The 22379-nt window shown below is 41.6% G+C and carries 22 protein-coding genes and 1 riboswitch; of the genes, 13 read left to right on the top strand and 9 right to left on the bottom strand.

All coding sequences use genetic code 11. The features are described from left to right. Positions 1–309 precede the first annotated feature (309 nt). The 3 genes from ACLI08_RS12165 to ACLI08_RS12155 all read left to right on the top strand — a co-directional run bounded on the left by ACLI08_RS12165 (position 310) and on the right by ACLI08_RS12155 (position 3609). Entirely contained in the window at positions 310–972 is a 663-nt protein-coding gene (locus ACLI08_RS12165) for an ABC transporter ATP-binding protein (RefSeq protein ID WP_411428766.1), read from the top strand. A gap of 83 nt (positions 973–1055) precedes the next feature. Beyond that, entirely contained in the window at positions 1056–1832 is a 777-nt protein-coding gene (locus tag ACLI08_RS12160) for a TIGR02757 family protein (RefSeq protein ID WP_411428765.1), read from the top strand. 378 nt (positions 1833–2210) lie between these two features. Next, a riboswitch (Fluoride riboswitch) is annotated at positions 2211–2273 on the top strand. Positions 2274–2316: 43 nt separating this feature from the next. Then, entirely contained in the window at positions 2317–3609 is a 1293-nt protein-coding gene (locus ACLI08_RS12155; RefSeq protein ID WP_411428764.1) for a voltage-gated chloride channel family protein, read from the top strand. 32 nt (positions 3610–3641) lie between these two features. Here the strand turns inward: ACLI08_RS12155 and ACLI08_RS12150 are convergent, their stop codons facing one another. After that, entirely contained in the window at positions 3642–4505 is an 864-nt protein-coding gene (locus ACLI08_RS12150; RefSeq protein WP_411428763.1) for an SDR family oxidoreductase, read from the bottom strand. A gap of 137 nt (positions 4506–4642) precedes the next feature. On the opposite strand from ACLI08_RS12150, the gene ACLI08_RS12145 reads away from it, so the two are divergent. Further along, positions 4643–5005 (top strand): winged helix-turn-helix transcriptional regulator, encoded by a 363-nt coding sequence (locus ACLI08_RS12145; protein WP_411428762.1) that lies wholly within the window; start codon positions 4643–4645, stop codon positions 5003–5005. Positions 5006–5137: 132 nt separating this feature from the next. Here the strand turns inward: ACLI08_RS12145 and prfA are convergent, their stop codons facing one another. Beyond that, complete coding sequence (prfA, locus tag ACLI08_RS12140) at positions 5138–6211, bottom strand: peptide chain release factor 1 (RefSeq protein ID WP_411428985.1); 1074 nt, start codon at positions 6209–6211, stop codon at positions 5138–5140. Positions 6212–6299: 88 nt separating this feature from the next. Then, entirely contained in the window at positions 6300–6674 is a 375-nt protein-coding gene (locus ACLI08_RS12135; protein ID WP_411428761.1) for a Fur family transcriptional regulator, read from the bottom strand. An 80-nt stretch (positions 6675–6754) separates the two neighbouring features. Between ACLI08_RS12135 and ACLI08_RS12130 the strand changes: the two genes are divergently transcribed. Genes ACLI08_RS12130 through ACLI08_RS12120 form a run of 3 tightly spaced genes read left to right on the top strand, consistent with a single transcriptional unit; the run spans position 6755 to position 8766 of the window. Next, on the top strand, positions 6755–7657 hold the full coding sequence (locus ACLI08_RS12130; RefSeq protein WP_411428760.1) for an NAD(P)/FAD-dependent oxidoreductase: 903 nt from the start codon (positions 6755–6757) through the stop codon (positions 7655–7657). A gap of 39 nt (positions 7658–7696) precedes the next feature. After that, positions 7697–8188, top strand: coding sequence for a DUF6265 family protein (locus ACLI08_RS12125; protein WP_411428759.1), 492 nt, complete (start codon positions 7697–7699; stop codon positions 8186–8188). A gap of 11 nt (positions 8189–8199) precedes the next feature. Beyond that, positions 8200–8766 (top strand): pentapeptide repeat-containing protein, encoded by a 567-nt coding sequence (locus tag ACLI08_RS12120; protein WP_411428758.1) that lies wholly within the window; start codon positions 8200–8202, stop codon positions 8764–8766. 45 nt (positions 8767–8811) lie between these two features. On the opposite strand, the gene ACLI08_RS12115 is transcribed toward ACLI08_RS12120, so the two are convergent. Genes ACLI08_RS12115 through ACLI08_RS12105 form a run of 3 tightly spaced genes read right to left on the bottom strand, consistent with a single transcriptional unit; the run spans position 8812 to position 10935 of the window. Then, entirely contained in the window at positions 8812–10275 is a 1464-nt protein-coding gene (locus tag ACLI08_RS12115; protein ID WP_411428757.1) for an aminoacyl-histidine dipeptidase, read from the bottom strand. Between the two features lie 25 nt (positions 10276–10300). Continuing rightward, a complete protein-coding gene (locus ACLI08_RS12110) occupies positions 10301–10642 on the bottom strand; it encodes a DUF5615 family PIN-like protein (protein WP_411428756.1) in 342 nt (113 codons plus the stop codon). Continuing rightward, on the bottom strand, positions 10642–10935 hold the full coding sequence (locus ACLI08_RS12105; RefSeq protein ID WP_411428755.1) for a DUF433 domain-containing protein: 294 nt from the start codon (positions 10933–10935) through the stop codon (positions 10642–10644). The genes ACLI08_RS12110 and ACLI08_RS12105 overlap by 1 nt, the downstream gene beginning before the upstream one ends. A gap of 15 nt (positions 10936–10950) precedes the next feature. Between ACLI08_RS12105 and ACLI08_RS12100 the strand changes: the two genes are divergently transcribed. From ACLI08_RS12100 to ACLI08_RS12080, 5 genes are read left to right on the top strand one after another with little or no spacing between them, the layout of a single operon-like run. Next, a complete protein-coding gene (locus tag ACLI08_RS12100; protein ID WP_411428754.1) occupies positions 10951–12012 on the top strand; it encodes a DUF3810 domain-containing protein in 1062 nt (353 codons plus the stop codon). A gap of 43 nt (positions 12013–12055) precedes the next feature. Then, positions 12056–12550, top strand: a complete 495-nt coding sequence (locus ACLI08_RS12095; RefSeq protein ID WP_411428753.1) for an RNA polymerase sigma factor — start codon at positions 12056–12058, stop codon at positions 12548–12550. A gap of 8 nt (positions 12551–12558) precedes the next feature. Further along, positions 12559–13152: a hypothetical protein gene (locus ACLI08_RS12090; RefSeq protein WP_411428752.1), complete on the top strand. Its 594-nt coding sequence runs from the start codon at positions 12559–12561 to the stop codon at positions 13150–13152. Then, positions 13149–14003 carry a TraB/GumN family protein gene (locus tag ACLI08_RS12085; RefSeq protein WP_411428751.1) on the top strand — a complete coding sequence of 285 codons (855 nt, stop codon included), beginning with the start codon at positions 13149–13151 and terminating at the stop codon, positions 14001–14003. Before ACLI08_RS12090 ends, ACLI08_RS12085 begins: the two co-directional genes overlap by 4 nt. Positions 14004–14062: 59 nt before the next feature. Further along, complete coding sequence (locus tag ACLI08_RS12080; protein ID WP_411428750.1) at positions 14063–16174, top strand: TonB-dependent receptor domain-containing protein; 2112 nt, start codon at positions 14063–14065, stop codon at positions 16172–16174. Here ACLI08_RS12080 and ACLI08_RS12075 read toward each other — a convergent pair. Together ACLI08_RS12075 and ACLI08_RS12070 are read right to left on the bottom strand one after the other, a co-directional pair. After that, the gene (locus tag ACLI08_RS12075) at positions 16171–16983 is read right to left on the bottom strand and encodes a lysophospholipid acyltransferase family protein (RefSeq protein WP_411428749.1); all 813 of its coding nucleotides are present in this window, start codon (positions 16981–16983) and stop codon (positions 16171–16173) included. The genes ACLI08_RS12080 and ACLI08_RS12075 overlap by 4 nt on opposite strands. A gap of 41 nt (positions 16984–17024) precedes the next feature. Beyond that, entirely contained in the window at positions 17025–17666 is a 642-nt protein-coding gene (locus tag ACLI08_RS12070; RefSeq protein ID WP_411428748.1) for an NUDIX hydrolase, read from the bottom strand. A 60-nt stretch (positions 17667–17726) separates the two neighbouring features. Here ACLI08_RS12070 and ACLI08_RS12065 point away from each other — a divergent pair, with 60 nt between their 5' ends. After that, positions 17727–18170, top strand: a complete 444-nt coding sequence (locus ACLI08_RS12065) for a DUF4268 domain-containing protein (protein WP_411428747.1) — start codon at positions 17727–17729, stop codon at positions 18168–18170. Positions 18171–18236: 66 nt separating this feature from the next. On the opposite strand, the gene ACLI08_RS12060 is transcribed toward ACLI08_RS12065, so the two are convergent. Then, a complete protein-coding gene (locus tag ACLI08_RS12060) occupies positions 18237–21506 on the bottom strand; it encodes a T9SS type B sorting domain-containing protein (protein WP_411428746.1) in 3270 nt (1089 codons plus the stop codon). Between the last annotated feature and the right edge of the window lie 873 nt (positions 21507–22379).

Below are 22379 nucleotides of genomic sequence, written 5' to 3'. Positions count from 1 at the left end.
TTTTGTCTCCTTCTTTTGCTAATTGATTATCGTTTTGTTTTTGTGGCTTAAATGCAGCCATGGGATTACTGCTCCCCTGGCAGGAAATGCCCACAAATGCCAGTAATATAAGCGCGGCTTTTTTCATAATGCTTGTTTGTGTAAAGTTATACCTAAAAAACGTACCGGCAGTATTTCCGGCTATGCATTGATATATTTCTATATACGAAATATTGTGCCAAAAGGGTTTATTTTGCCATAAATAGTTTGTTACTTTGTGTGGCACACTGCCGATACAAACCAGTGATAATTCTGAGCATTAAAAAAACCATGATTGAAGCTACAAACATCCACAAATATTATGATGAACTGCACGTGCTTAAGGGTGTAAACCTTAGCATAAGCAAAGGCGAAATAGTGTCTATAGTAGGAGCATCGGGAGCGGGTAAAACTACCCTGCTGCAAATACTCGGCACGCTAGACAGGCCCGATACCGAAAACGGTTCGTCATTAATAATAAACGGGCAGGATGTATTATTGCTAAAAGACAAGGCACTCTCTAAATTCCGCAACCAGCAACTGGGCTTCATATTTCAGTTTCACCAGCTGTTACCCGAGTTTACCGCGCTGGAAAACGTGTGCATACCCGCTTACATAGCCGGTAAACCAAAGGCTGAAACCGAAACCGAAGCAAAAAAACTGCTGGAATATCTGGGACTTAGCCACAGGATAAACCATAAACCTACCGCGCTATCGGGTGGTGAGCAGCAACGTGTGGCAGTGGCACGGTCATTAATAAACAAACCCGCGGTAATTTTTGCCGATGAACCTTCGGGTAACCTGGATACGGCTTCGGCGGAAAACCTGCACAAATTATTTTTTAAGCTGCGCGATGAAATGGGCCAGACATTTGTAATTGTAACCCATAATGAGGAACTGGCTAATATGGCCGACCGCAAACTGGTTATGAGCGATGGCAGGATACTGATTTAATATTTTTAATGCTTCAACCGACAATTTTGTTCACTCCCAACCCCTTATTTGCGAACCATTTTTGCGTTTGCTAATTTTGCATTATGGAAATGAAACTTAATGCAGAGGATTTGGCTGCTTTTTTAAACGAAAAGGTGCATCAGTACAACCGGCCCGATTTTATAGAAAGCGACCCCATACAAATACCCCACCTTTTTACAGTAAAAGAAGATGCTGAAATAGCCGGATTTCTTGCGGCTACAATAGCCTGGGGCAATCGCAAGATGATAATAAACAACGCAAAAAAAATGGTGGCGCTTATGGGCGAAAGCCCTTATGACTTTGTACTGAACCACAAAGAACACCACCTGGAGTCGCTTAATGGTTTTGTACACCGCACGTTTAACAGCACTGATTTTATTACGTTTGTACAGGCTTTAAAAAATATTTATACCCACCACGGCGGGCTGGAGGCTGTTTTTGCAAAACACCAGCATCAAAACTCACTTCAACCCGCAATTACCGCATTTAAAAAGACTTTTTTTGAAATAGAGCACCTGCCGCGTACCCAAAAGCACGTAAGCAACCCGCTGGAAGGCAGTGCGGCAAAACGCATCAACATGTTCCTGCGCTGGATGGTACGCAACGACAATGCCGGCGTAGACCTGGGTTTGTGGAAAGGCATATCTCCTGCTGCCCTATCCTGCCCTCTCGATGTGCACAGCGGTAACGTAGCCCGTAAACTTGGCATACTCACCCGAAAACAAAACGATGCCAAAGCACTAGCCGAACTGGACACCCAACTACGCCTACTGGATGCCACTGACCCGGTAAAGTACGATTTTGCACTATTTGGGCTGGGTGTGTTTGAGGGGTTTTAATTTCTTCCTCAAAAAAATAACGCGCGCTTCATTTTCAATTTCATTTTCCATATGTACAACATATGTAGTGTATATCTGAAAGACAACAACAAATTAATTGTTTAAAAATCAAATAATTACACACAAATACTCTCATTAAGTTGTAAGAAGGCTGATTAAACAATGTATGTGTTTGTTTACAAAAAAGGTAATTAAGTACATTACATTGACACTAATTTAAACTACATATGTATGCACATAATACAATATAAAGGACAACACAGTAACGAGATAATTATGTCAAAACGTAAAGAAGTACAGAAGTTTTAAAAGAAATAGTAGTGGTAATTATTTCGGTGCAAAGATACGATTTTTATTGCTATAATGCTATCTTTGTAAAACAAAACCGGCAATGATGTCTGCCTTTAACCGCCTTAAAAAGCTGATGACGTCTACGTAATGGCTTAAGCCACAGTAGATGTATTTTATTAATCACAGACATAATATGGAAACCTCAACACCTAAAATTGCCGAAAATCCGAAAACGCTACTCTTTCGCATCTTAAAACTCCTGGCACTAAGCCTGCCTGTAGGTTTTTTGGCGGGTTCTGCTTCGGCATTCTTTTTATGGACGCTTAACTGGGTTACTAATTATAGAGAAAGCCATTTGTGGCTCATAACGCTGCTACCTTTTGGCGGGCTTGCCATAGGACTTACGTACCATTATTTTGGCGAAAGCGTGGTAAAAGGCAACAACCTGCTGCTGGAAGAGTTTCATTCCCCAAAGCAAATTATCCCTTTTAAAATGGCACCGCTGGTACTGTTTGGCACACTGGTTACGCATTTGGTGGGAGGCTCTGCCGGGCGCGAAGGCACTGCGGTGCAAATGGGCGGTGCCATAGCCGATTTGTTTACCAAATGGTTCCGGCTTACCCACCACGATCGTAAACCGCTGCTCATAATGGGAATCAGCGCAGGATTTGCGTCGGTATTCGGTACCCCGCTGGCCGGTGCTGTCTTTGCATTAGAAGTAATGGCACTGGCTCGGGTAAAACTTTGGTATCTCATGCCCTCTTTGGCAGTGGCCTACATAGCCCACTATACCTGCGCCCTTTACCCTGTTACGCATACCCATTACCACATAACAGAAGTACCCCAACTTACCGCTGCAAATATACTGTATGCCATAGGATGTGCTATATTATTTGGCCTTGCGGCGATGCTGTTTAGTAAAACGGTACACTTTTTTAGCGCGCAATTTAAAACGTTTATCACCTACCCACCGCTGCGTCCGGTAGTAGGAGGCTTTGTACTTGCCACAGTAATATGGGCTATGGGCACCACAAAATATATAGGCCTTGGTGTACCTACAATAGTAGAATCTTTTACCCAAATAGAGCCTCTGTATGCATTTTTAATCAAGCTATTGCTTACCAGCTTTACCCTGGGAGCCGGATTTAAGGGAGGCGAAGTTACACCGCTGTTTTTTATAGGGGCTACGCTGGGCAGTGCGCTTTTTTTAGTGGTGCCGCTTCCATTAAGCCTTTTGGCAGGTATGGGGTTTGTAGCAGTATTTTCGGGAGCCACGCATACTCCCTTGGCGTGTACCCTTATGGGGATGGAGCTTTTTGGCACCCAACCGGGTTTGTACCTAGGGCTGGTGTGCGCTGTGGCGTATTTCTTTTCGGGTAGTACGGGGATTTACAGTTCGCAACACGTAGGCGGTGCGAAACGATATGTATATAACAAAATAAAAAGTGCCGCAGATTTTACACGCCGTTCTGAACACAAGCGGTAAAATCTGCGGCAGGTATAAAGTAGGAAACCCTATTATTTGCTGTAAACCTGAGTAAGGTACTCTTTCAGCGTTACAGGCTTTCTACCAATAAGCGCCTCTAAATCGGCTTTACCGGTTTCAAATTCATGAGCCTTTATAGCCTTAGCAAACACGCTTAGCATCCATACAAACATATCAGGCACACCGGCCTCGGTAAGTACAGCTTTGTAGGTATCTTCATCCGGACTCACATACGCTACTTCCTTACCCGATATCTCAGAAAGATAAGCGGCTACATCGGCAAATGAATATCCTTGTTCACAGGCAATGGCATATTCCTTATTGTTATGTCCTTCGGCAGTAAGTACTATGGCAGCGGCAAGCGCCATATCTTCACGTGTGGCATAGGCTACCTTACCCTCTCCGGCAGGGAAAAACACGCCGGTTTCAAATACTTTTTCACCCAAAAACATAGGCACCACATCGGCATACAGGCTGTTGTTTAGCAGCACATAGCCCAGACCCGATGCTTTAAGGTAATCTGCAGTAAGCGCGTGGTCTTTTGAAATGATTTCGGTTGCCGAATTATGGGCGTCTTTTATTTCTATGCTGGTGTAGGCCACCTGCTTTACACCTGCTGCCTTAGCGGCATCTATGGCATTTTTATGCTGGCCAAAACGATCATCAAAGTCATTCGATGAAATAAGCAAAACTTTCTCCACTCCATTAAAAGCCGCCACAAGCGAATCGTAATTTTTATAATCGCCTATGCGTACACTAATACCTTTGTCTGCAAAGGCTTGTGCTTTTTGGGCATCGCGAGCCAAAACAGCTATTTGCGAAGCGGGGATTCTCTCTAAAAGATTGTTTACTACAGCGGTACCAAGCTGCCCTGTTGATGCGGTAACTAATATCATTATTGTTGTATCTAAAAGTTTACTATGAATTGTTTTAAAATCAATACAAACTTATATACATTTGCTATACAAAATATAGCACTATACTTTTAGGTAGCGCTTCCCTTTTGTATAGCATCCTTTAAAAAAACAACAGTATGGAACCTAAAGTTATAGAACTTGAACCCTTTGTACGCTGCCATAAAGAATCTATGCGCCCCATAAAAGACGCACTGGAAGCCCTTAGTGGGAAATGGAAGTTACCCATAATGGTAGCCCTAAGCAGCGGCCCAAAAAGATTTAAAGAGTTATCTGCAGAAATTGGCGGTATAACTGATAAAATGCTAAGCAAGGAACTAAAAGACCTGGAAATGAACCTGCTGGTAAAACGTACCGTGCTGGACACATTTCCGCCTACGGTAGAATACCGCTGGACCGCGCACAGCTACACGCTGGGCGATGTTATGAAAGCCCTTGAAGCTTGGGGAAAACTCCACAGACAGGCTGTTATAGGAGGGTAATACTTTTTACCATATAAATGGGTTGTAAAAAAGTGAGGTAAAATATAAAAGCTGCCTGTTTAAACTGCCAAAAATATTACATAACTTTTTTGGGAGTACTCTAACAGGCAGCTTCTTTGTATTTGTAGCGATTTAAAATACGTCGCTTTCTTTTAGCTTTTCGGTATTGTTTACCAGCTGTAGCTCGTCTATCAGCTTTTGTACGTTTCCGTTCATTACACCATCAAGGTCATAAATGGTTAAACCGATACGGTGGTCTGTAACACGCCCTTGAGGGTAGTTATAGGTACGGATTTTTGCCGAACGGTCGCCACTACTTACCTGACTGTTACGCTTTTTAGCGTCTTCTTCCTGCTTTTTGGCAAGTTCCATTTCGTAAAGGCGCGAACGTAGTACCTGTAATGCTTTATCCTTGTTTTTGTGTTGGGATTTTTCGTCCTGGCACTGTGCCACAAGGCCTGTAGGGATGTGCGTCATACGTACGGCCGACTTAGTAGTGTTTACCGACTGTCCACCCGGACCAGATGAACAGAACAGGTCGATACGTACATCGTTCATGTCTATCTGTACATCAAACTCCTCTGCTTCCGGCAGTACCATTACAGTAGCAGCAGACGTGTGTATACGGCCCTGTGTTTCGGTTTGAGGAACGCGCTGTACACGGTGTACACCCGCTTCAAACTTAAGGGTACCATACACATCTTCGCCGGTTACTTCAAAAATAACCTCCTTGTAACCTCCCGAAGTACCTTCACTAACATCTACCACACTCGTTCTCCAGCCTTTGTTTTCGCAGTAGCGAGAATACATCCTGTAAAGGTCGCCTGCAAAAAGGCTGGCCTCATCTCCACCGGTACCGGCACGGATTTCTACCATCACGTTTTTAGCGTCTTCAGGGTCTTTAGGTATAAGCATAAACTTGATTTCCTCTTCAAGCTGAGGTAGCCTCTGCTTGGCTTCGTCAAGTTCCATCTTAGCCATTTCTACCATTTCGGCATCGCTGCCGTCGGCTATAATTTCCTGGGCTTCCTCCAGGTTACCCATCACTTTTACATATTCATCGCGCTTATCTACCAGCGCTTTAAGATCTTTATATTCTTTGTTCAGTTGTACATAGCGTTTTTGGTCGGCAATGATGTCCGGCTGTATAACAAGATCTGAAACCTCATCAAAACGCTGTTTTATAAACTGTAACCTGTCTAACATACTCATTTCTGTCCTTATTTTGGATGCGCAAAATTACGGATTTTTTTTTACAATTAGTATACTGTATTACAAGGCAAAAAATGTAACGTTAATTACAACCTGCACAATAGCCATTTACCCAGCCGTTACAGTCGTTTAAGCGGTATCCTTCGGGTAAGGCAACTATAATTTGCTGGGGCAGACATTGTACTTTTTCGCACCTAAGACACCTGAAATGAAAGTGATTATGGCTATGCTGTTCTCCATTACAGCCAGCGCATAACGCAAAATAATATTTACCATTATCTGCCTGAAATTTATGTACTAATCCTTCATCGCAAAACCTGTTAAGCACTCTATATACAGTTACACGGTCTATTTCGCCGTTTAACCTGGCAATTATATTGTCCTGACTTAGTGCCGAGCCTTCATGCTTTAACAAATCTAATATAGCTTGCTTTGTGGGGGTATTTCTTCTTTTCATAAAAGCAATTATTGCAACATTGTTGCAATAATATAAAATCTTTTTATCTTTACCAAATCATGCTTAAAAAACAACAGTTTATGTATACATCATTTGAAGTTATTGTTATAGGGGGCAGTTACGCTGGGCTATCGGGCGCTATGGCATTAGGCAGAGCTTCTCGAAAAACACTGGTTATAGACAGCGGAAAACCCTGTAACAGAAACACCCCCCATTCACATAATTTTATTACTCAGGATGGCGAAATACCGGCAGTAATTGCTGCAAAGGCAAAAAAACAGGTAGCGCAATACCCCACTGTAACCTTTATTGAAGACAAGGCTGTATATGGTGAAAAATCCTCATCAGGATTCACAATAACCACGGCGTCAGGTAAAGTCTATGAAACAAAGAAACTTTTATTTTCTACAGGAATTACTGATTTATTTCCACCTATAAAAGGAATTGAGGCTTGCTGGGCTAAAACTGTTATCCATTGTCCGTACTGCCATGGTTACGAAGTAAAAAACCAAAAAACAGCAATTCTCGCAGACGGTGAGGCAGCAGTTCACTACGCAAAACTTTTATTACAATGGACTAAAAAACTTACCATTTTTACAAACGGCACTCCAAATTTTACCAATGAAGATTATGATGGTTTTAAAAAACACAACATTGACATTATTGAGACGGAACTAGCTGAATTAATTCACGCTAACGGAAAACTACAAAAGATTTTGCTTAACGAAGGACGTATTCTTCATTTTGATGTTATGTATTATAAGCCTGCATTTAAAATGCATTGTGATATTCCTATTGAACTAGGCGTTGTAGTAAATGAAACAGGTTACTTTAATGTAGATTTTATGCAAAAAACAAGTGTATCTGGCGTGTTTGCGGCTGGCGACTGTACCGGGCCTATGCGTTCTGTCGCAAACGCTGTAGCAGAAGGCTCTAAAGCGGGAGCAATGATAAATAACGAACTGGCTATCGAAGCATATTAAAAAAACATTAAATTGCGTATACATCAGTCAATAAAAAATATGAAACCAATCTATACTCTTTTAACTTGTGCCGTGCTTGTTACAGCTTGCAAAAGCAATACCGATAAAAAGGCCGCATCTCCAGCCACGCTGCACAGCGCACAGTGGCTGCTGGGCAACTGGGAAAACAAAACACCCGAAGGGCTTTCTACAGAAAACTGGGAAAAGCTAAATGATTCGGTATACCGTGGCGAGAGCTATTTTGTTACTCATAAAAACGAAACCACCTTTGCCGAAACCATGATGCTGGAAAACACCAAGGGTAAAATGACTTACACGGTAACTACAAAGAATCAAAACACCGAGCTACCGGTACGTTTTTACCTTACCGAAAGCAGTGAGGCGCAACTTGTGTTTGAAAATCCGAAACACGATTTCCCAACAAAGATTACCTACACACTGGTAAAACCTGATTCTATTGTTGCAGTTATTTCGGGAACGAGCAACGGCAAAGCAGAACAGGTAACCTTCCCCATGAAAAAAATAAACTAACTAAAAAGGATATGCTTTTTGTTGAAGAAAAAGAGTTTTTAAAAAAAGACTATACGGATAACCTGCTGCCAAAAGCCGAATATGATAATTGCAGCTTTACAAACTGCAACTTTGAAAACGCTAACCTTAGCGGCATCGTTTTTAGCCAGTGCACGTTTACTAACTGTAATATGGGTAATGCTAATGTAAGCGGCAGTGCCTTTAAGGAGTGCGAGTTTAAGGAGTGTAAATTACTGGGAGTACAGTTTCAGGGATGCGATCCTTTTTTATTCAGCGTGCAGTTTACCCACTGCCCTATGGGGCTTTCGTCTTTTTACAACATGAAACTTAAGGGCACCAAATTTATACACTGTAACCTTGCTGAGGCCGACTTTAGTGAGACCGACCTTACAGGTGCCTGCTTTACAGAGTGTAACCTGGAAAACGCTGTTTTTGACCGCACCATTCTGGAAAAAGCAGACTTACGTACCGCCTACAACTTTGCCATTTGCCCGGAAAGCAACAAAATTAAAAAAGCCAGGTTCAGCCGGGAGAATATCCATGGGCTGCTGCACAAATATAAAATTGACATAGAATAGAAAAAGCCACCTTATAAGGTGGCTTTTGTATTTTTAAATCCGGTATTATTTTACCGGTATGTTTTGCAAAATTTCGAGTACAAACTTCCAGTACTTTTGTGCCGACGAAATGCTAGCACGCTCATCCGGGCTGTGTGCGCCTTTAATGGTAGGGCCAAATGAAATCATATCCATATCAGGATAATTGGTTCCCAGTATACCACATTCCAGTCCGGCGTGGCACGCCACTACGTGCGGTTCAGTGCCGTTTTGTTTTACGTAAATATCTTTAAGAACCTCTAGTATTGGCGAATTTACATTTGGTGTCCACCCGGGGTAAGAGCCGGTAAAAGTAACTTCGCAGCCGGTAAGCTCAAACGCACTGCGCAGGGCATTGGCAAGGTCAAACTTACTGGTTTCTACAGACGAACGCGTAAGGCAACCTACATACACCTTACCTTCTTTTACAATAACACGGGCTATGTTGTTACTGGTTTCCACCAGGTTTGCCATATCGGCACTCATGCGGTATACACCGTTGTGCGCGGCATACAGGGCGCGCAGCAACCCTTCCTGTACCCCAAGGTCCATTACTTTAGCGGGTAAAGCATCGGCCTTTTCAATCAGGATTTGCAGGTTAGGCTCTGTGGTTTTAAACTCCGCCTTTATATCGGCTATGAGTTCCTGCATATCCAGCTGGAAAGCACCATCAAAAATATCGCTGATTATAACCTTTGCAAAGCTCTCGCGAGGTATGGCATTGCGAAGGCTACCACCATTTATTTCGGCAACCTGTAACCCCCAGTTCTCAAACCCGTCAAACAACAGGCGGTTCATTATTTTATTAGCATTGCCCAGCCCTTTGTCTATGTCCATACCGCTATGGCCACCGTTAAGTCCTTTTACGGTAATGTTATACGCTAACGAGTTCTCAGGAACATCTTCTTCCTCATAGCCACGTTCTGCGGTAACATCTACCCCACCGGCACAGCCTATGTCTATTTCATCATCTTCCTCAGTATCCAGGTTCAGCAGGATTTCGCCGTTAAGCAAACCGCCTTTAAGCCCCATGGCGCCTGTCATACCGGTTTCTTCGTCTATGGTAAACAGCGCCTCAATAGCAGGGTGTTGTATATCCTTACTTTCAAGTATAGCCATAATGGTAGCTACACCAAGTCCGTTATCGGCACCTAGTGTAGTGCCCTTTGCACGTACCCAGTCGCCATCTACATACATTTCTATGCCTTGGGTATCAAAATCAAATACCGTATCGGCATTTTTTTGATGCACCATATCCAGGTGGCTCTGCATTACTACCGTTTTACGGTTTTCCATACCGGCTGTAGCAGGCTTTTTAATAATTACGTTGCCTACTTCATCTTCTATGGTTTCAAGCCCCAGGCTGTTACCAAAATCTTTCATAAAAGCAATAACACGTTCCTCTTTTTTAGAAGGGCGTGGCACCGCGTTTAAATCTGCAAACTTATTCCAAAGCGCTTTCGGCTCCAGGTTGCGTATTTCGTTGCTCATATTATTGTTCGTTGTTTGTTGTATTTTAGTTAATAGCCTCTATACGGTTTTCAAAAACGTTAATCAGCTTATAATCTGTCGACAGCACCAGTACTTCGGACCACAACCGTGCAAGTACTTCATGAAATTGCTTCATTTTCATGTTTCCAAAACGGATGTGTACAATACGCGGAGGAGGTTCTCGTAACAAAATTTTGTTCGAAAAATCAGCGTCTTTAGTAATTATTGTCAGATTGTTTTCACGTGCATATTCCCATATCTGTGCATCGGGCCACGTGTCGTCAATATCTTTTTGATGTAAATAATCAGCAGAATTCCATAAAGAAAAATGGTACGGCAAGTTTACATCGATAAGATACAAAGCCATTACGCTACCGTTTTTATTACAAAGCTACGATTCATCATATCTGATGCGAACCTAAGGCACGCCGCTATGTCTTCAGGCTCTAAAGAAGGATATTGCAACAATATTTCTTCAGCCGATTCTCCCGCGCCTAAAAATTCTAAAATCGTTTGCACAGCAATGCGCTTACCACGAATGGTAGGTTTCCCGTTGCAAATTTTTTCATCTATGGTTATCCTGTCGGCTATGTATTCCATGGCGTCATCATTTACCACAAAGATAAGAAATAACGAAAAATACTGTTTATATTTACTCAACCATTTTCAAAATCCATGAATCGCACAAAACTGCTTGCCCTATTACTTCCTGTACAGATTATAATAGTAAACATACTTTCTTTTGTTCCTCAGTTTGTAGAAAATTATTACAGTAACGGCATATTTCCGTACATAAGCCATGGCGAGAGGGTTTTGTTTGGGTGGACAGATTTTTCTATTGGCGATATACTGTACGGTACAGCGTTGTTTTTGGCAATACGCTGGCTGTGGAGCACACGCAAAACCTGGAAAACCGGTTATAAGCAAAACCTGTTAAAAATAACGGCATGCTTATCTGTAGTGTATTTTATATTTACCGCGTTATGGGCACTAAACTACAGGCGTGTACCTTTGTACAAGAAAATGGGCATCGAAAAAGACTATACCGAAAAAGAACTTATTGCTTTCACCTACAGGCTTATAGACAAAACTAATGCACTACACCTGCAACTTACACAAAGCGACACTGTAAAAGTTGTAGTACCGTATACCTTAGACAGCATATATGCCAAAGCCCCCGAAGCCTACGCCTTAATGCAAAAAGAGTTTCCGTTTTTTGAATACAGCCATAACAGTATAAAATCGTCATTAATAAGTGTGCCGCTTTCATATATGGGTTTTGGCGGATACCTTAATCCGTTTACTAATGAGGCACAGGTAAACTGCAAGCTACCCCTGTACAACCTGCCTACTACCACCTGCCATGAAATGAGCCACCAGATAGGTTATGCTAATGAAAGCGAGGCTAACTTTATTGGTTTTATGGCCAGCATACACAGTAAAGACCCTTACTTTAAATACTCGGGCTACAGCTTTGCACTGCGGTATTGCCTGGCAAACATAGCCAAGTTTGACGAAGGGCTTGCCAAAAAAATCGCTAAAAAAGTAAACAAAGGCATCCGGAAAAACTTTAAGGAAAGTAAAGATTTTAATGCAAAATATGAGTCGTTTGTAGAGAACATTTTTGAGTACATTTATGATAATTACCTAAAAATGAACGAACAAAAAGATGGACTAGAAACCTACAGCAAGTTTACAGGGCTTATGATTAATTACTACAAAGAAAAAGAATTGTAACCCGTACTGTAACATTTTACATTCGGCATATACCTATAGCATTATGAGTACAACGGGGGAAAAGGAATTTGTAAAGCAGCTTCAGGAACACCAAAACCTGATACATAAAATCTGCAGGCTCTACACAAATGATGAAGATGCCCACAAAGACCTGTTTCAGGAAATTACCATACAGCTCTGGAAAGCATACCCGCAATTTAGGGGCGACTCTAAATTTACTACCTGGGCGTACCGCGTGGCACTTAATACGGCCATAACCCTGTACCGCAAAAAGGGGCGCACCATAAATACCATAGAATTTGACAGTAACCTGCACAAAGTAAGACAGGACGAATACAACTACGAGGAAGAGGAACATATAAAGCAGCTTTATAAGGCCGTACACCAGCTAAATGATATAGAAAAGGCGCTGGTATTTATGTACCTGGAAGACAAAGATTATACAGAAATTGCCGATACGCTGGGAATAAGCGAGGTAAATGCAAGAGTGAAGATGAACAGGATTAAAGGCAAACTGAAAAAACTATTAAACCCCTAAAAAAAGTAATGGACGAACTGGATAAACTAAAAAGCCACTGGCAGAAAAATGACGAGGCGTTCCCTAAGATGTCTGAGGGGGATATCTATGCCATGCTGCACAAGCGATCTTCATCGGCTGTAAAGTGGATACTGATTATAAGCATCCTGGAATTTGTGTTTTGGGGACTTATTTCCGTTGGCAATTCTATTTTCGAGATAACCGATTATAACAAGCTTCCGTTATTTATAACCGTAATGGACAATGCTAACTATTTTATAGCACTTACTTTTATTGTATTGTTCTATTTAAACTACCGCAAAATATCTACAAAAACGCCGGTTAAAGATTTACTGGATAACATAATACGTGTTAGGCGCATTGTAACCGTATATATGGCATACAACGTGGCCATGATACTTGCCGGTATGCTATCGAGCCTGTTTATTATAAAAAGCCAGGATGATTTTACCAGCAGCACTGCAAACATTATAGCCATAGGCATAATAATTATTGTAATATTCATGGTATTGATAGCGGGCGTTTACTATCTGCTATACGGCAGGCTTGTACGTAAACTCAACAAAAACTATAAAGAACTTAAAAAAATATCAGGGCAATGAAAAAAATCTTCTTAACCGTACTTTCATTATGTGTATTTGTTGGCTACAGCCAAAAGACCGAAAACGCCCTGCTATGGAAAATCACCGGAAAGGGTATGAAACAACCCTCTTACCTTTTTGGTACCATGCACCTGCTGTGCGATGCAGATCTTAGCCCGGCTGTAAAAACGGCTATGGATAACACCAAGCAGCTGTATTTAGAAATAAATATGGAAGACCCGGCCCTTCAGGCAAAAATGATGCAGGGAATGATGATGAAAAACGGCCAGAAGATGAGCAAAATAGCTTCTGCTGAAGACTTTAAGCTGGTTAGTGATTTCCTTAACGATAACCTGGGTATGCCGGCAGCTTTGCTGGATAGCTTTAAGCCCGCTCTGGTAGCTACACTGCTTATGCCTAAGTTTTTAGGCTGCGCTCCACAAAGCGTGGAGCAGGAACTTATGGAAATTACCAAACAGCAAAATGAAAAAATACACGGGCTGGAAACCATAGAAAAACAGTTGGCTTTATTTGATGCCATACCCTATGAGGAGCAAATGGCAGAACTTGTAAAAATGGCTAAAGAGGGCGTGGAAAAACAAACAGCTGAGGCTAAAAAGATGGAAACCCTGTACAAAAACCAGGACCTGCAGGGGCTTGCCGCACTAATGACCGAAGAGGAAAACAAAATGTATGGCGCCCATGCCGATATAATGCTTACCGAACGTAACCAAAGCTGGATAGCGGGTATAGAGGCTGCGGCCAAAGAAACCCCTACCCTTTTTGCCGTAGGTGCAGCACACCTTGGTGGCGAAACCGGCGTAATAAACCTGCTCCGAAAAAAAGGATATAAGGTAGAGGCGGTTAAATAGAATAAACGCATCTGCATATTCCATTAAAATCATCAATCAAAAATCAATCAAAAAACGTAATGAAATCCCTTTTAACCTGCCTTGTACTACTGGGCGCTACTGCCGTATACGCACAAGACGAAACCACTAAACAAACCGAAAAAGACTCGGTAGCCATAAAAAACGACCTTAACGAAGTTGTTGTAGAAAAGAAAAAACAGGCGGTAGAGCGCAAAGCAGACCGTACGGTATTCGACTTTTCTGAGCAGGCGTACCTTAATTCGGGCTCCCTTATGGAAGGCCTTAAAAAGCTCCCGGGGCTTATTATTTCAGATGTTGCCGGGATGATGTACCAGGGTAAACAGCTACAGGTTTACATGGACGGCCGCCCGCTTAATATTTACTCTAACGAGCTTACTTCTTACCTGGAAGGTTTACCGGCTAACTCAGTTGAAAAAGTAGAGGTTATTACTAACCCCGGTGCCGAGTTTCCGGCTACATCGGGCGGTGCGATAATAAATATTGTTACTTCTAAAAAAAATAAAAAATACCTTACCGCCACGTATTCTAACGGGTACAGCTATACTAAATACACCACCGGCAGGCACCGGTTTAACAACAGCCTTACCGTAAGCGCGGCTAATAAACTTTTTAGCTGGCAGATACAGGGAGGCCAAAGCTATACCGAAAATTACCGCCGAAACAGTTTTGTAAACGGCAACGTAGTACTGAGCAATAACCTGTCAGACAGGGTTAATAGATACTACTACCTAAAAACAGGGCTTAAGTTTGATTTTAAGGCCGACAGGCTGCTGGTTAACTATGATGTAAACAACAGTGGAAACGATGCGTACATTGCCGCTAACGGCGAAGGCTTTGTGTCTGACGATAAAAGCAAATCGAAATGGAACTACCAGGATGTTATGCTTACCTACCAGAAACGTTTTTCGGATGTAAGTAAAAAACTGGATTTCAGGTTTAACTTTAATAACAGTAAAAACAACTTCGACCAAATTTCGCGCTTGTCAGGGCTTAATGTGCTGGGTAACGATAACAACCAGAACTTTTACCAGTTTAAAACCGATTATACACAAGATGTTTCGTTTTTAGATAAAACAAAAGTCAGTGCCGGTATACTGGGCGACCTGCTCGACTTTGAGGCGATGAACTTTGGGGTAAGAAACCTGGACTACAGGAGGACTTCGGCTGCGGCCTATGCAGAGGGGCAGTTTACCTACAAAAAGTTTGACTTTATAGCCGGCGGGCGTTTAGAGTCGTATAATGTGGAGGGGCATACAAACACGGGTGAGCTGCTCCCGTTTCATAAAACACGGTTTTTCCCTAATGCTACCGTGCAGTATAACATTATAGAAAACGTATATGCCAAGGCAAACTATAACAACAAAATAAGCCTGCCCGACACCAGCGCGCTAAACCCTAACAATACGAATTATCAAAACCCTAATGTGGCAACCTTTGGTAACCCAAATCTTGAGCCTACATTTTTCCATAATTATGAATTGGAGCTTAATGCGTTTCAGTACTTTAATATAGGGTATAGCCTTACCGATGCCAAGAACCAGATTATAAACCGTATTGTAACTACAGAAAACGGTGCGGCAAGCATAACCCAAAACGTACCGAGCATTACCATACGTAATTTTAATGTTGGCATACCATTGCCCTACATGCTGTTTACTGAAGGTTTAAAGAAAACGCTGGAGCTTGATTTTAACCCCGACGAGATAAACTTTATGTATATATATGCCGGAAACCAAAAGCATAACATACCGGGGTTAGATACTAAAAGTATATGGAGTTACAATATAATGTCTCAGATATTGCTGCCGGGCAAGGTTAAGTTTACTACAAACTTTAACACCTCTAACCGTGGCGGGTACTATTACTATTTTAAAGCAAATGCACCATTCAGCCAGCAGCTGGATGTTACGTTTGCCAAAAAGTTCCTTTCAGATAACCTGTCACTATCGTTGTATGCAAACGACATACTGAATACCAACAAGCAAAACCTAAGCATGGCAGGTACTAACTTAACCTATAGCAGTAAATACGATACAAGGCGCATAGGATTTTCGCTGAATTATAAAATCCCTGCAAAAAATAAACCGGAACGCGAAAGCAACCTGCTAAACAGTAACCCGCAGCAAAAACAAAATACTATAGGTAATTAATAAGCATCCCAGCGGCGCTGCTGATTTAGTTCTTCCTGCGCCTGGATTTCCTCCAGTGGTATCACTTTAAGGAAGCTAGGGTGCTGTTCTATGGCGTATTCTATTTTTTCTACGATTTGGTCTATAGACTCGTTGTCGTAATCTATGTGTAGCGGCTCTTTAATTACAAAGGATTGAAAAATACCTTTCTTTTTAAGCCTTAGCCCTTTTTTATCAAACGACCTGCGGAAACCATCTATAACTATAGGCACCACAATAGGTTTATGTTGCTTAATAATATGTGCTGTTCCTTTACGGATGGGCTTAAACGGCTTGGTTGTCCCTTGCGGAAAGGTAATTACCCAGCCATCTTCCAGCGCCACTTTTATATTCTCTGTGTCGTTTGGGTTAACGGCGCGTTTTTCGTCTACATCCTTACCCCCTGCCCTCCAGGTACGCTCTACGCTAATGGCACCGGCATAGGCCAGTATACGTGGTAACATGCCTGATTGCATGGTTTCCTTTGCAGCCACATAGTACAGGTTTAGCTTTGGTTTCCAGAGGTAGCCCACATTATTAATATTGTTTTCACGCCCTTTTAATGAGGCGTTAAACACATGGAACATAGCCACAACATCGGCAAAGTAAGTCTGGTGGTTTGATATAAAAAGGACGTTAGTGTCCGGTAGTTTCCTTATAATGTCTGATCCTTCTATTTCAAGGCGGTTAAACCCGCGGTATCTCCTGTGGGTAAGCATCCCGAATATAAATATCATCCAGCGCTTTAAAAACAGTATGTGCCCGAACGGATTTCTTCTAAATAATCCCATAATTGCATAAAAACTAAGCGCAAGTTACGAAAACGAAATCATTATAGTACTTTTTTTAATACTTCTTTCAATTCGCTAAGCATCATGGCGGTGGCACCCCATACTATTTTCCCATGTACATTAAACGCCGGCACTTTAGAGAGTGGCGCGTAGGAGGTTTCCAGCGATACGCTCTGTACAATACTGTCGTCTACTAAGAGAGAAAGGGGAAGCTCTATGATTTCGGCTACTTCTGCCTCCGCCGGAATAAACTCAGGTTCATACTCCATAACCCCTAAAAATGGCGATACTAAAAAATTACTGGGAGGTATATACAGGGGTGTAAATCCCTGCACTATTGTTATTTCTTCGGGTTTAATCCCCACTTCCTCAAAGGTTTCGCGCAGGGCAGTATAGGTTAGCGTGGCATCTGTAACCTCGGCCTTACCTCCGGGAAACGATACCTGGGCAGAGTGTACCCCTACATACGTATGCCTCTGGGTAAGCACCAGTGTAGCGTCTTCCTGCCGTGGGTATATCAGCATCATAACGGCAGATGCACGAGGATTTTGTGCGGTGTAATACTCAGGCGTTAACGATGGCCGCCTGCCTTCGGGTGCCATAAGTACATGGGCATTAAGCCCGGGAAGTACCTGGTTTTTTATTTTAGGGAGATAAATATTGGTAAAATCAGAAAAAAGCATTCTTTTTGCAGTAAATTCTATTGAATAAAGGTACAAAAAGTACCCCTAAAAAACACCCTGATGTTTAGTAAAGAAGAAGCAGCACAAATAAAGAAAGATTTCTGGACGGCTTTTGCCGATGCCAGCCCACGAAAATGGCTATTGTACGACACAAAAATTAAAGACGTATCGTTTAAATTTTACATCGACAATAAAAAGGCGCAGGTAATGCTGGACATAGAGCCTAAAGACGAAGAAAAGCGCAAAATCTATTATGAGAAAGTAGAGTCGCTAAAAACCATACTGCTGGAGGAATATGTACCCGAAGCTATTTTTGAACGTAACTTTTACCTGGAGAATGGTAAAGTAATCAGCCGCATTTGGGTAGAGCTTACCGGGATTAGCCTTTACAATAAAGCTACGTGGGAAACTATTTTCGACTTCTTTATAGAGCAGATGAACGCCTTTGAGCTGTTTTTCTTTGAATTCCAAGATTACATAAAAGACCTTGAGATAAATACATAAGTAAAAAGCCTCTGCAAATTGCAGAGGCTTTCCTTTTTTAGTTGGAACAGAATATAAATGATGCGGTTATCGCATTAAAGAAAAATGCCCTCTTAGTTCCCGGCCGTCTTCACGGTTTACTACAAACCAGTAATCTGTACTTGGTAGCTGCACTCCGTTAAGTGTACCATCCCATCCATCACTGTTTGATTTCATTGTAGTAACCAGTTTACCATACCTGTCGAATATAGACACATAGAAATCAGGTTCTTTTACCGAGTATTTAATTCTCCACTTATCATTTTCACCATCGCCGTTAGGAGTAAAGAACTTAGGGTAGTTAAGCAGTACAACTTCCTGAGAAGACAACCCACAGCCGTTGGCATCCTTTACAAATACATTGTAAACTCCGGTTTCCAGGTTATCAAACACGTTAGACGAAGTGTAGTCAGTACCGTTTAGTGAGTATTCATAAACACCCTGGCCCTGTACGTTTACTGTAATAGAATTTTTTTCATACGTCCAGTCGTTAACATCTACAGAAGTTATCCTTGGAACCGATGATTTAATTACATCGGTACTTGCCGTAGCCGAACAGTAAGAGCTTCCGTACGCCCTGCGCACCTCTACGCTGTAGTTACCGGCCTCTGTAACGTAAATGGTTTGAGACGTTTGTCCGGTACTCCATACATAAGCATCGAACCCAGCAGGTGCAGTAAGCGCCAGTGTACCATCGTTACAAATCACACCTGTTGTTTCTATGTTAGCTGTTTGGCTTTCACCTACATACAATTTAAACGATGTTACTTTGTGGCAAATGTTTACCTGGTTGTGTTGTAGCCTTACAAATATTTGTTGGCCGTTATGAATGTTAGTAATGTAGTCTGGTAGTGGGTTTACACCGGCATCTGCATCTACTTCGTTATTATGGTACGTAATAGTATACATAGAACTGTATAGCGGCCCAAGTACTTCCTCGTCTTTATCCCTTAACCTGAAGCCTACCGAACTAACCGATACACCAGCTTCAAGACACTCCACAAGGTCTGTAGGTTGCTGTGCATCGCCCATAGAAGGCAAATCGGCAGATTCATACCATTGTGGTATAATATTACCACAGGCATCTTCAATTTCAAACACATACTCGGCCGGTTCTAAGCCCCTGAATATATTGCTTGTACCATTATTAAGGCTAAACGGCGCTCCATTTTTCTTAGAAATACGGAATGCAGCAGCAGTACCGGAGTAGTCTATAACAATGTCTCTTGGTGAACCGGCACATGCCATAGTATACACAGCGTTTATAGAAAGGCCTTCGTAGTATTCAAACTCGCCAAGGATACTTATACATGAAGTATTCTGAGCTCTTGCATTGCTAAACGTTTCAAATCGTTTTACTATCCTGAATTTACCGCTGTAAGCGAGGTTGTTCCTTACACTGTTATTTGAAAGTCGTATTCCGTTGTCTGACACAGGCTCAGTACCTGTAGCATACGTCACAGCAGTCTGTGGATGCCCCCATGTGTCTGTATCAGGAAAATATTTTTGTAACCAGTAGCTTACAGCCTCGGCGCCATTACCATCATCAGTAACTTTTACAGAGAATGTACCACAATTTGGCGTATATACAAACGGAGTTGTAGGTGCAACGTATCCTTGTACCGTTATAGGTAGCTCTTTGGTTACTCCACACATATCCAATCCTTTAACGGCATAGTTACCGGCAGGCAAATCGCTAACGTAAATGGCGCCGTCTGTAGCCAGTGAAGCAGATAAATCGTATGGCAAAGAATGACCAAAGCCAGCTGGTGCAGCAGTAATCTGGGCAGAATAGATAGGTCCGTTACCACTTCTGAAACGTATACCACCTAATCCCGGTGTACAGCCCGGTAATGCAGCAATATTAAATCCTTTATCTTTGTAATCAGGTATTACAACGTTCTTAGGATCATACACAAAACCACAGTCATCTGTTATGGCTATTTTATAAGTTCCTTTAGGTAAATCGCGCATAGATACTGTACCCTGTAGGGTAATAGAGGATGAGGCGTCGTAAGGCAGCGTATGAGTTGCCGTATACTCTGCAGGGGCAGCTAACACGGTAACTGTAACAATTTTTTGTGGTAAAACAGCGATACCGATACCTCCGAATGGTGAAAAACAACCATTATTATATCCTGAGTACGAAGGTACGGGCTTAATAAATTCAAGCTCTAGTGATTGCGTTATAGTACGCCCGCAAGAATCTGTAATTTCTACAACATATATACCAAAAGGCAACGGGTGAGTTTCATCTCCGTAAGCAATATTGCCATCAGTAAAAGGCCCTTGTGGCGAAGTCTGGAAATCCACAGGGTTAAAACCTGCAGGGGCAGACACAAAATTAACAGTATAAGAACCTGTAAACTTAGCGGCACTAAGCTTAAGGAATTTTTGCGCACAAATAGCCTCTCCCGGACTCAAGAGTAGTGACAGAGAAGGATCTACAACATTATCCATCTTAGAATATAGAGATCCGCAATTATCTATCACATTAAGATCATAATCGTAGCTATCTGTTAGGAAACGTGGTACACGTGCCGTAACATCAAAGGAATTTGCATCGCCCGAAGTGAACGTTTGGTTGATCACCAAATTTTGACCGGAAATTGTCATTGGAGATAACACATGCTGTACGGTAACCGGATAATTTATTGCTCCGCCGGTAGAACTAACAGTATTAGATATTGTGATAGAATCACACACTGGCCTGTTGTCTATGTATTGCGTATCGCCAATGGCAAGCCCTCCACTTACTACACTTAATGTATATGTTTTTACTTTAGCTAATCCACACTCATTATAAGCACGAACATTGTACGTACCTGTAGGTAATCCCGGAAATATAGTACCCGCCTGGCGTGGCCTTGTAACAGGACCCGAAATAATTTCGCATTCAGAGATAGTTCCGCTTACGGCTGTAAGCACTAAAGAACCACCGATAGCACAGTTTGCCTGCCTTGTAGATAACGAAAAATTAAACGGTACAATGTGTTTCTGAATCGTAACCTGCACCTCCTTTGTATTAGAAGCGCTATTTAACGACTGAATTGCAACAACTTTATAAGTACCGGCTGTTAGTCCGCCCACGTACGCAGATGCCTGTATAGACATCGGGTTAGTAGATGGAAGCTTGAAAATTTTGTATAACAACTGCGCGCCAGGCGATGTATTAGTCACCGCAAAGTTAAGTGTACCATTTCCCTGGCACGTTTCGTCAGTCTTGTTTACCGTTAATGAAAAATTAGATATTTGCGAAGTAGCCCCCCAGCTACAAAAAAATGCAAATACTGCTAAAAAACGTAGAAATCCCCTCATAATCTATTCTTTTTCTGTTCGTATAATAACTTGCTAAAAATCCCCTAATGGCAAGTATTACTTATTACAATTTTAGAAAAAGCATAGTTTTTATTAAGTGATAAATAACATGCGCGCATTGCACTTAAACGTTAAAAAGTGTAATATCTAAAATATGAATTAACACCCTTTATACATAAGTCGCTCAATATAAAATAGTTGTAATGAAAAATAACTTTGTTATATCTATATTAGATAGTATTAAATTTTTGAATACAATAATTACATCGACAATACAGTGCATTCATCGGTAAAATGGTTAGCAAATTCAGCAGAAATAAGCGTATATACGTCTCCGGAAAACTCAATTTATAACTTAAAAACGCTAATTAAGGTATAAGTTAGATTAAAAGTGAAGCAATAATATACTTCCAATAGTGAGCGACAAGATGAGAAAAGAAAAATCTGACTAGAAAAATATAAAAATATTACTAAATGGGAGATGCGGAAATAAGATAAATTCAGTAAGAAAACTAATAAATATTTGAATAATTAATATGCCGTTACCCAACTAAACTTGCAAATCCTAATAGTAAATATCCATGTGTCAACACCCCAGACATGATCTTCGACGTATTAAGCGGTTAAAAGTGCTGTAGAATTGTTTTGATTAGAAGTAATTTATTGAACATTCTGCTAGCTCCATCTAACTAAAGTTGAATGCTGTTTTAAAACGTATGCAGCAATAAAAATACTAAACAAAGAGCCATTTGTAGCCCTCAAATCGTTCAAGCAAGGATTCCCGGGTAAAGCTACCATCATTTGAGTTGTTTTGACGCTTGTTATGTTGCAAACACCGTGTTCTTGACATTTAGGGGTCGTACCACAAAACGC

This window comes from Flavobacterium sp. RNTU_13, assembly GCF_046614455.1.
In the GTDB taxonomy this organism is placed as follows: domain Bacteria; phylum Bacteroidota; class Bacteroidia; order Flavobacteriales; family Flavobacteriaceae; genus Flavobacterium.
The sequence above is the reverse complement of the archived record's forward strand: the minus strand, read 5'-3'. Positions and strand labels throughout refer to the sequence as shown.

Excerpts from the sequence above, each read along its gene's own strand:
- ACLI08_RS12070 (WP_411428748.1), bottom strand. The coding sequence starts at position 17,666 with ATGCTTTTTTCTGATTTTACCAATATTTATCTCCCTAAAATAAAAAAC.
- ACLI08_RS12065 (WP_411428747.1), top strand. The coding sequence starts at position 17,727 with ATGTTTAGTAAAGAAGAAGCAGCACAAATAAAGAAAGATTTCTGGACG.
- prfA (WP_411428985.1), bottom strand. The coding sequence starts at position 6,211 with ATGTTAGACAGGTTACAGTTTATAAAACAGCGTTTTGATGAGGTTTCA.
- ACLI08_RS12165 (WP_411428766.1), top strand. The coding sequence starts at position 310 with ATGATTGAAGCTACAAACATCCACAAATATTATGATGAACTGCACGTG.
- ACLI08_RS12110 (WP_411428756.1), bottom strand. The coding sequence starts at position 10,642 with ATGGCTTTGTATCTTATCGATGTAAACTTGCCGTACCATTTTTCTTTA.
- ACLI08_RS12145 (WP_411428762.1), top strand. The coding sequence starts at position 4,643 with ATGGAACCTAAAGTTATAGAACTTGAACCCTTTGTACGCTGCCATAAA.
- ACLI08_RS12115 (WP_411428757.1), bottom strand. The coding sequence starts at position 10,275 with ATGAGCAACGAAATACGCAACCTGGAGCCGAAAGCGCTTTGGAATAAG.
- ACLI08_RS12155 (WP_411428764.1), top strand. The coding sequence starts at position 2,317 with ATGGAAACCTCAACACCTAAAATTGCCGAAAATCCGAAAACGCTACTC.
- ACLI08_RS12125 (WP_411428759.1), top strand. The coding sequence starts at position 7,697 with ATGAAACCAATCTATACTCTTTTAACTTGTGCCGTGCTTGTTACAGCT.
- ACLI08_RS12135 (WP_411428761.1), bottom strand. The coding sequence starts at position 6,674 with ATGAAAAGAAGAAATACCCCCACAAAGCAAGCTATATTAGATTTGTTA.
- ACLI08_RS12095 (WP_411428753.1), top strand. The coding sequence starts at position 12,056 with ATGAGTACAACGGGGGAAAAGGAATTTGTAAAGCAGCTTCAGGAACAC.
- ACLI08_RS12080 (WP_411428750.1), top strand. The coding sequence starts at position 14,063 with ATGAAATCCCTTTTAACCTGCCTTGTACTACTGGGCGCTACTGCCGTA.
- ACLI08_RS12085 (WP_411428751.1), top strand. The coding sequence starts at position 13,149 with ATGAAAAAAATCTTCTTAACCGTACTTTCATTATGTGTATTTGTTGGC.
- ACLI08_RS12075 (WP_411428749.1), bottom strand. The coding sequence starts at position 16,983 with ATGGGATTATTTAGAAGAAATCCGTTCGGGCACATACTGTTTTTAAAG.
- ACLI08_RS12120 (WP_411428758.1), top strand. The coding sequence starts at position 8,200 with ATGCTTTTTGTTGAAGAAAAAGAGTTTTTAAAAAAAGACTATACGGAT.
- ACLI08_RS12160 (WP_411428765.1), top strand. The coding sequence starts at position 1,056 with ATGGAAATGAAACTTAATGCAGAGGATTTGGCTGCTTTTTTAAACGAA.
- ACLI08_RS12100 (WP_411428754.1), top strand. The coding sequence starts at position 10,951 with ATGAATCGCACAAAACTGCTTGCCCTATTACTTCCTGTACAGATTATA.
- ACLI08_RS12130 (WP_411428760.1), top strand. The coding sequence starts at position 6,755 with ATGTATACATCATTTGAAGTTATTGTTATAGGGGGCAGTTACGCTGGG.
- ACLI08_RS12060 (WP_411428746.1), bottom strand. The coding sequence starts at position 21,506 with ATGAGGGGATTTCTACGTTTTTTAGCAGTATTTGCATTTTTTTGTAGC.
- ACLI08_RS12150 (WP_411428763.1), bottom strand. The coding sequence starts at position 4,505 with ATGATATTAGTTACCGCATCAACAGGGCAGCTTGGTACCGCTGTAGTA.
- ACLI08_RS12090 (WP_411428752.1), top strand. The coding sequence starts at position 12,559 with ATGGACGAACTGGATAAACTAAAAAGCCACTGGCAGAAAAATGACGAG.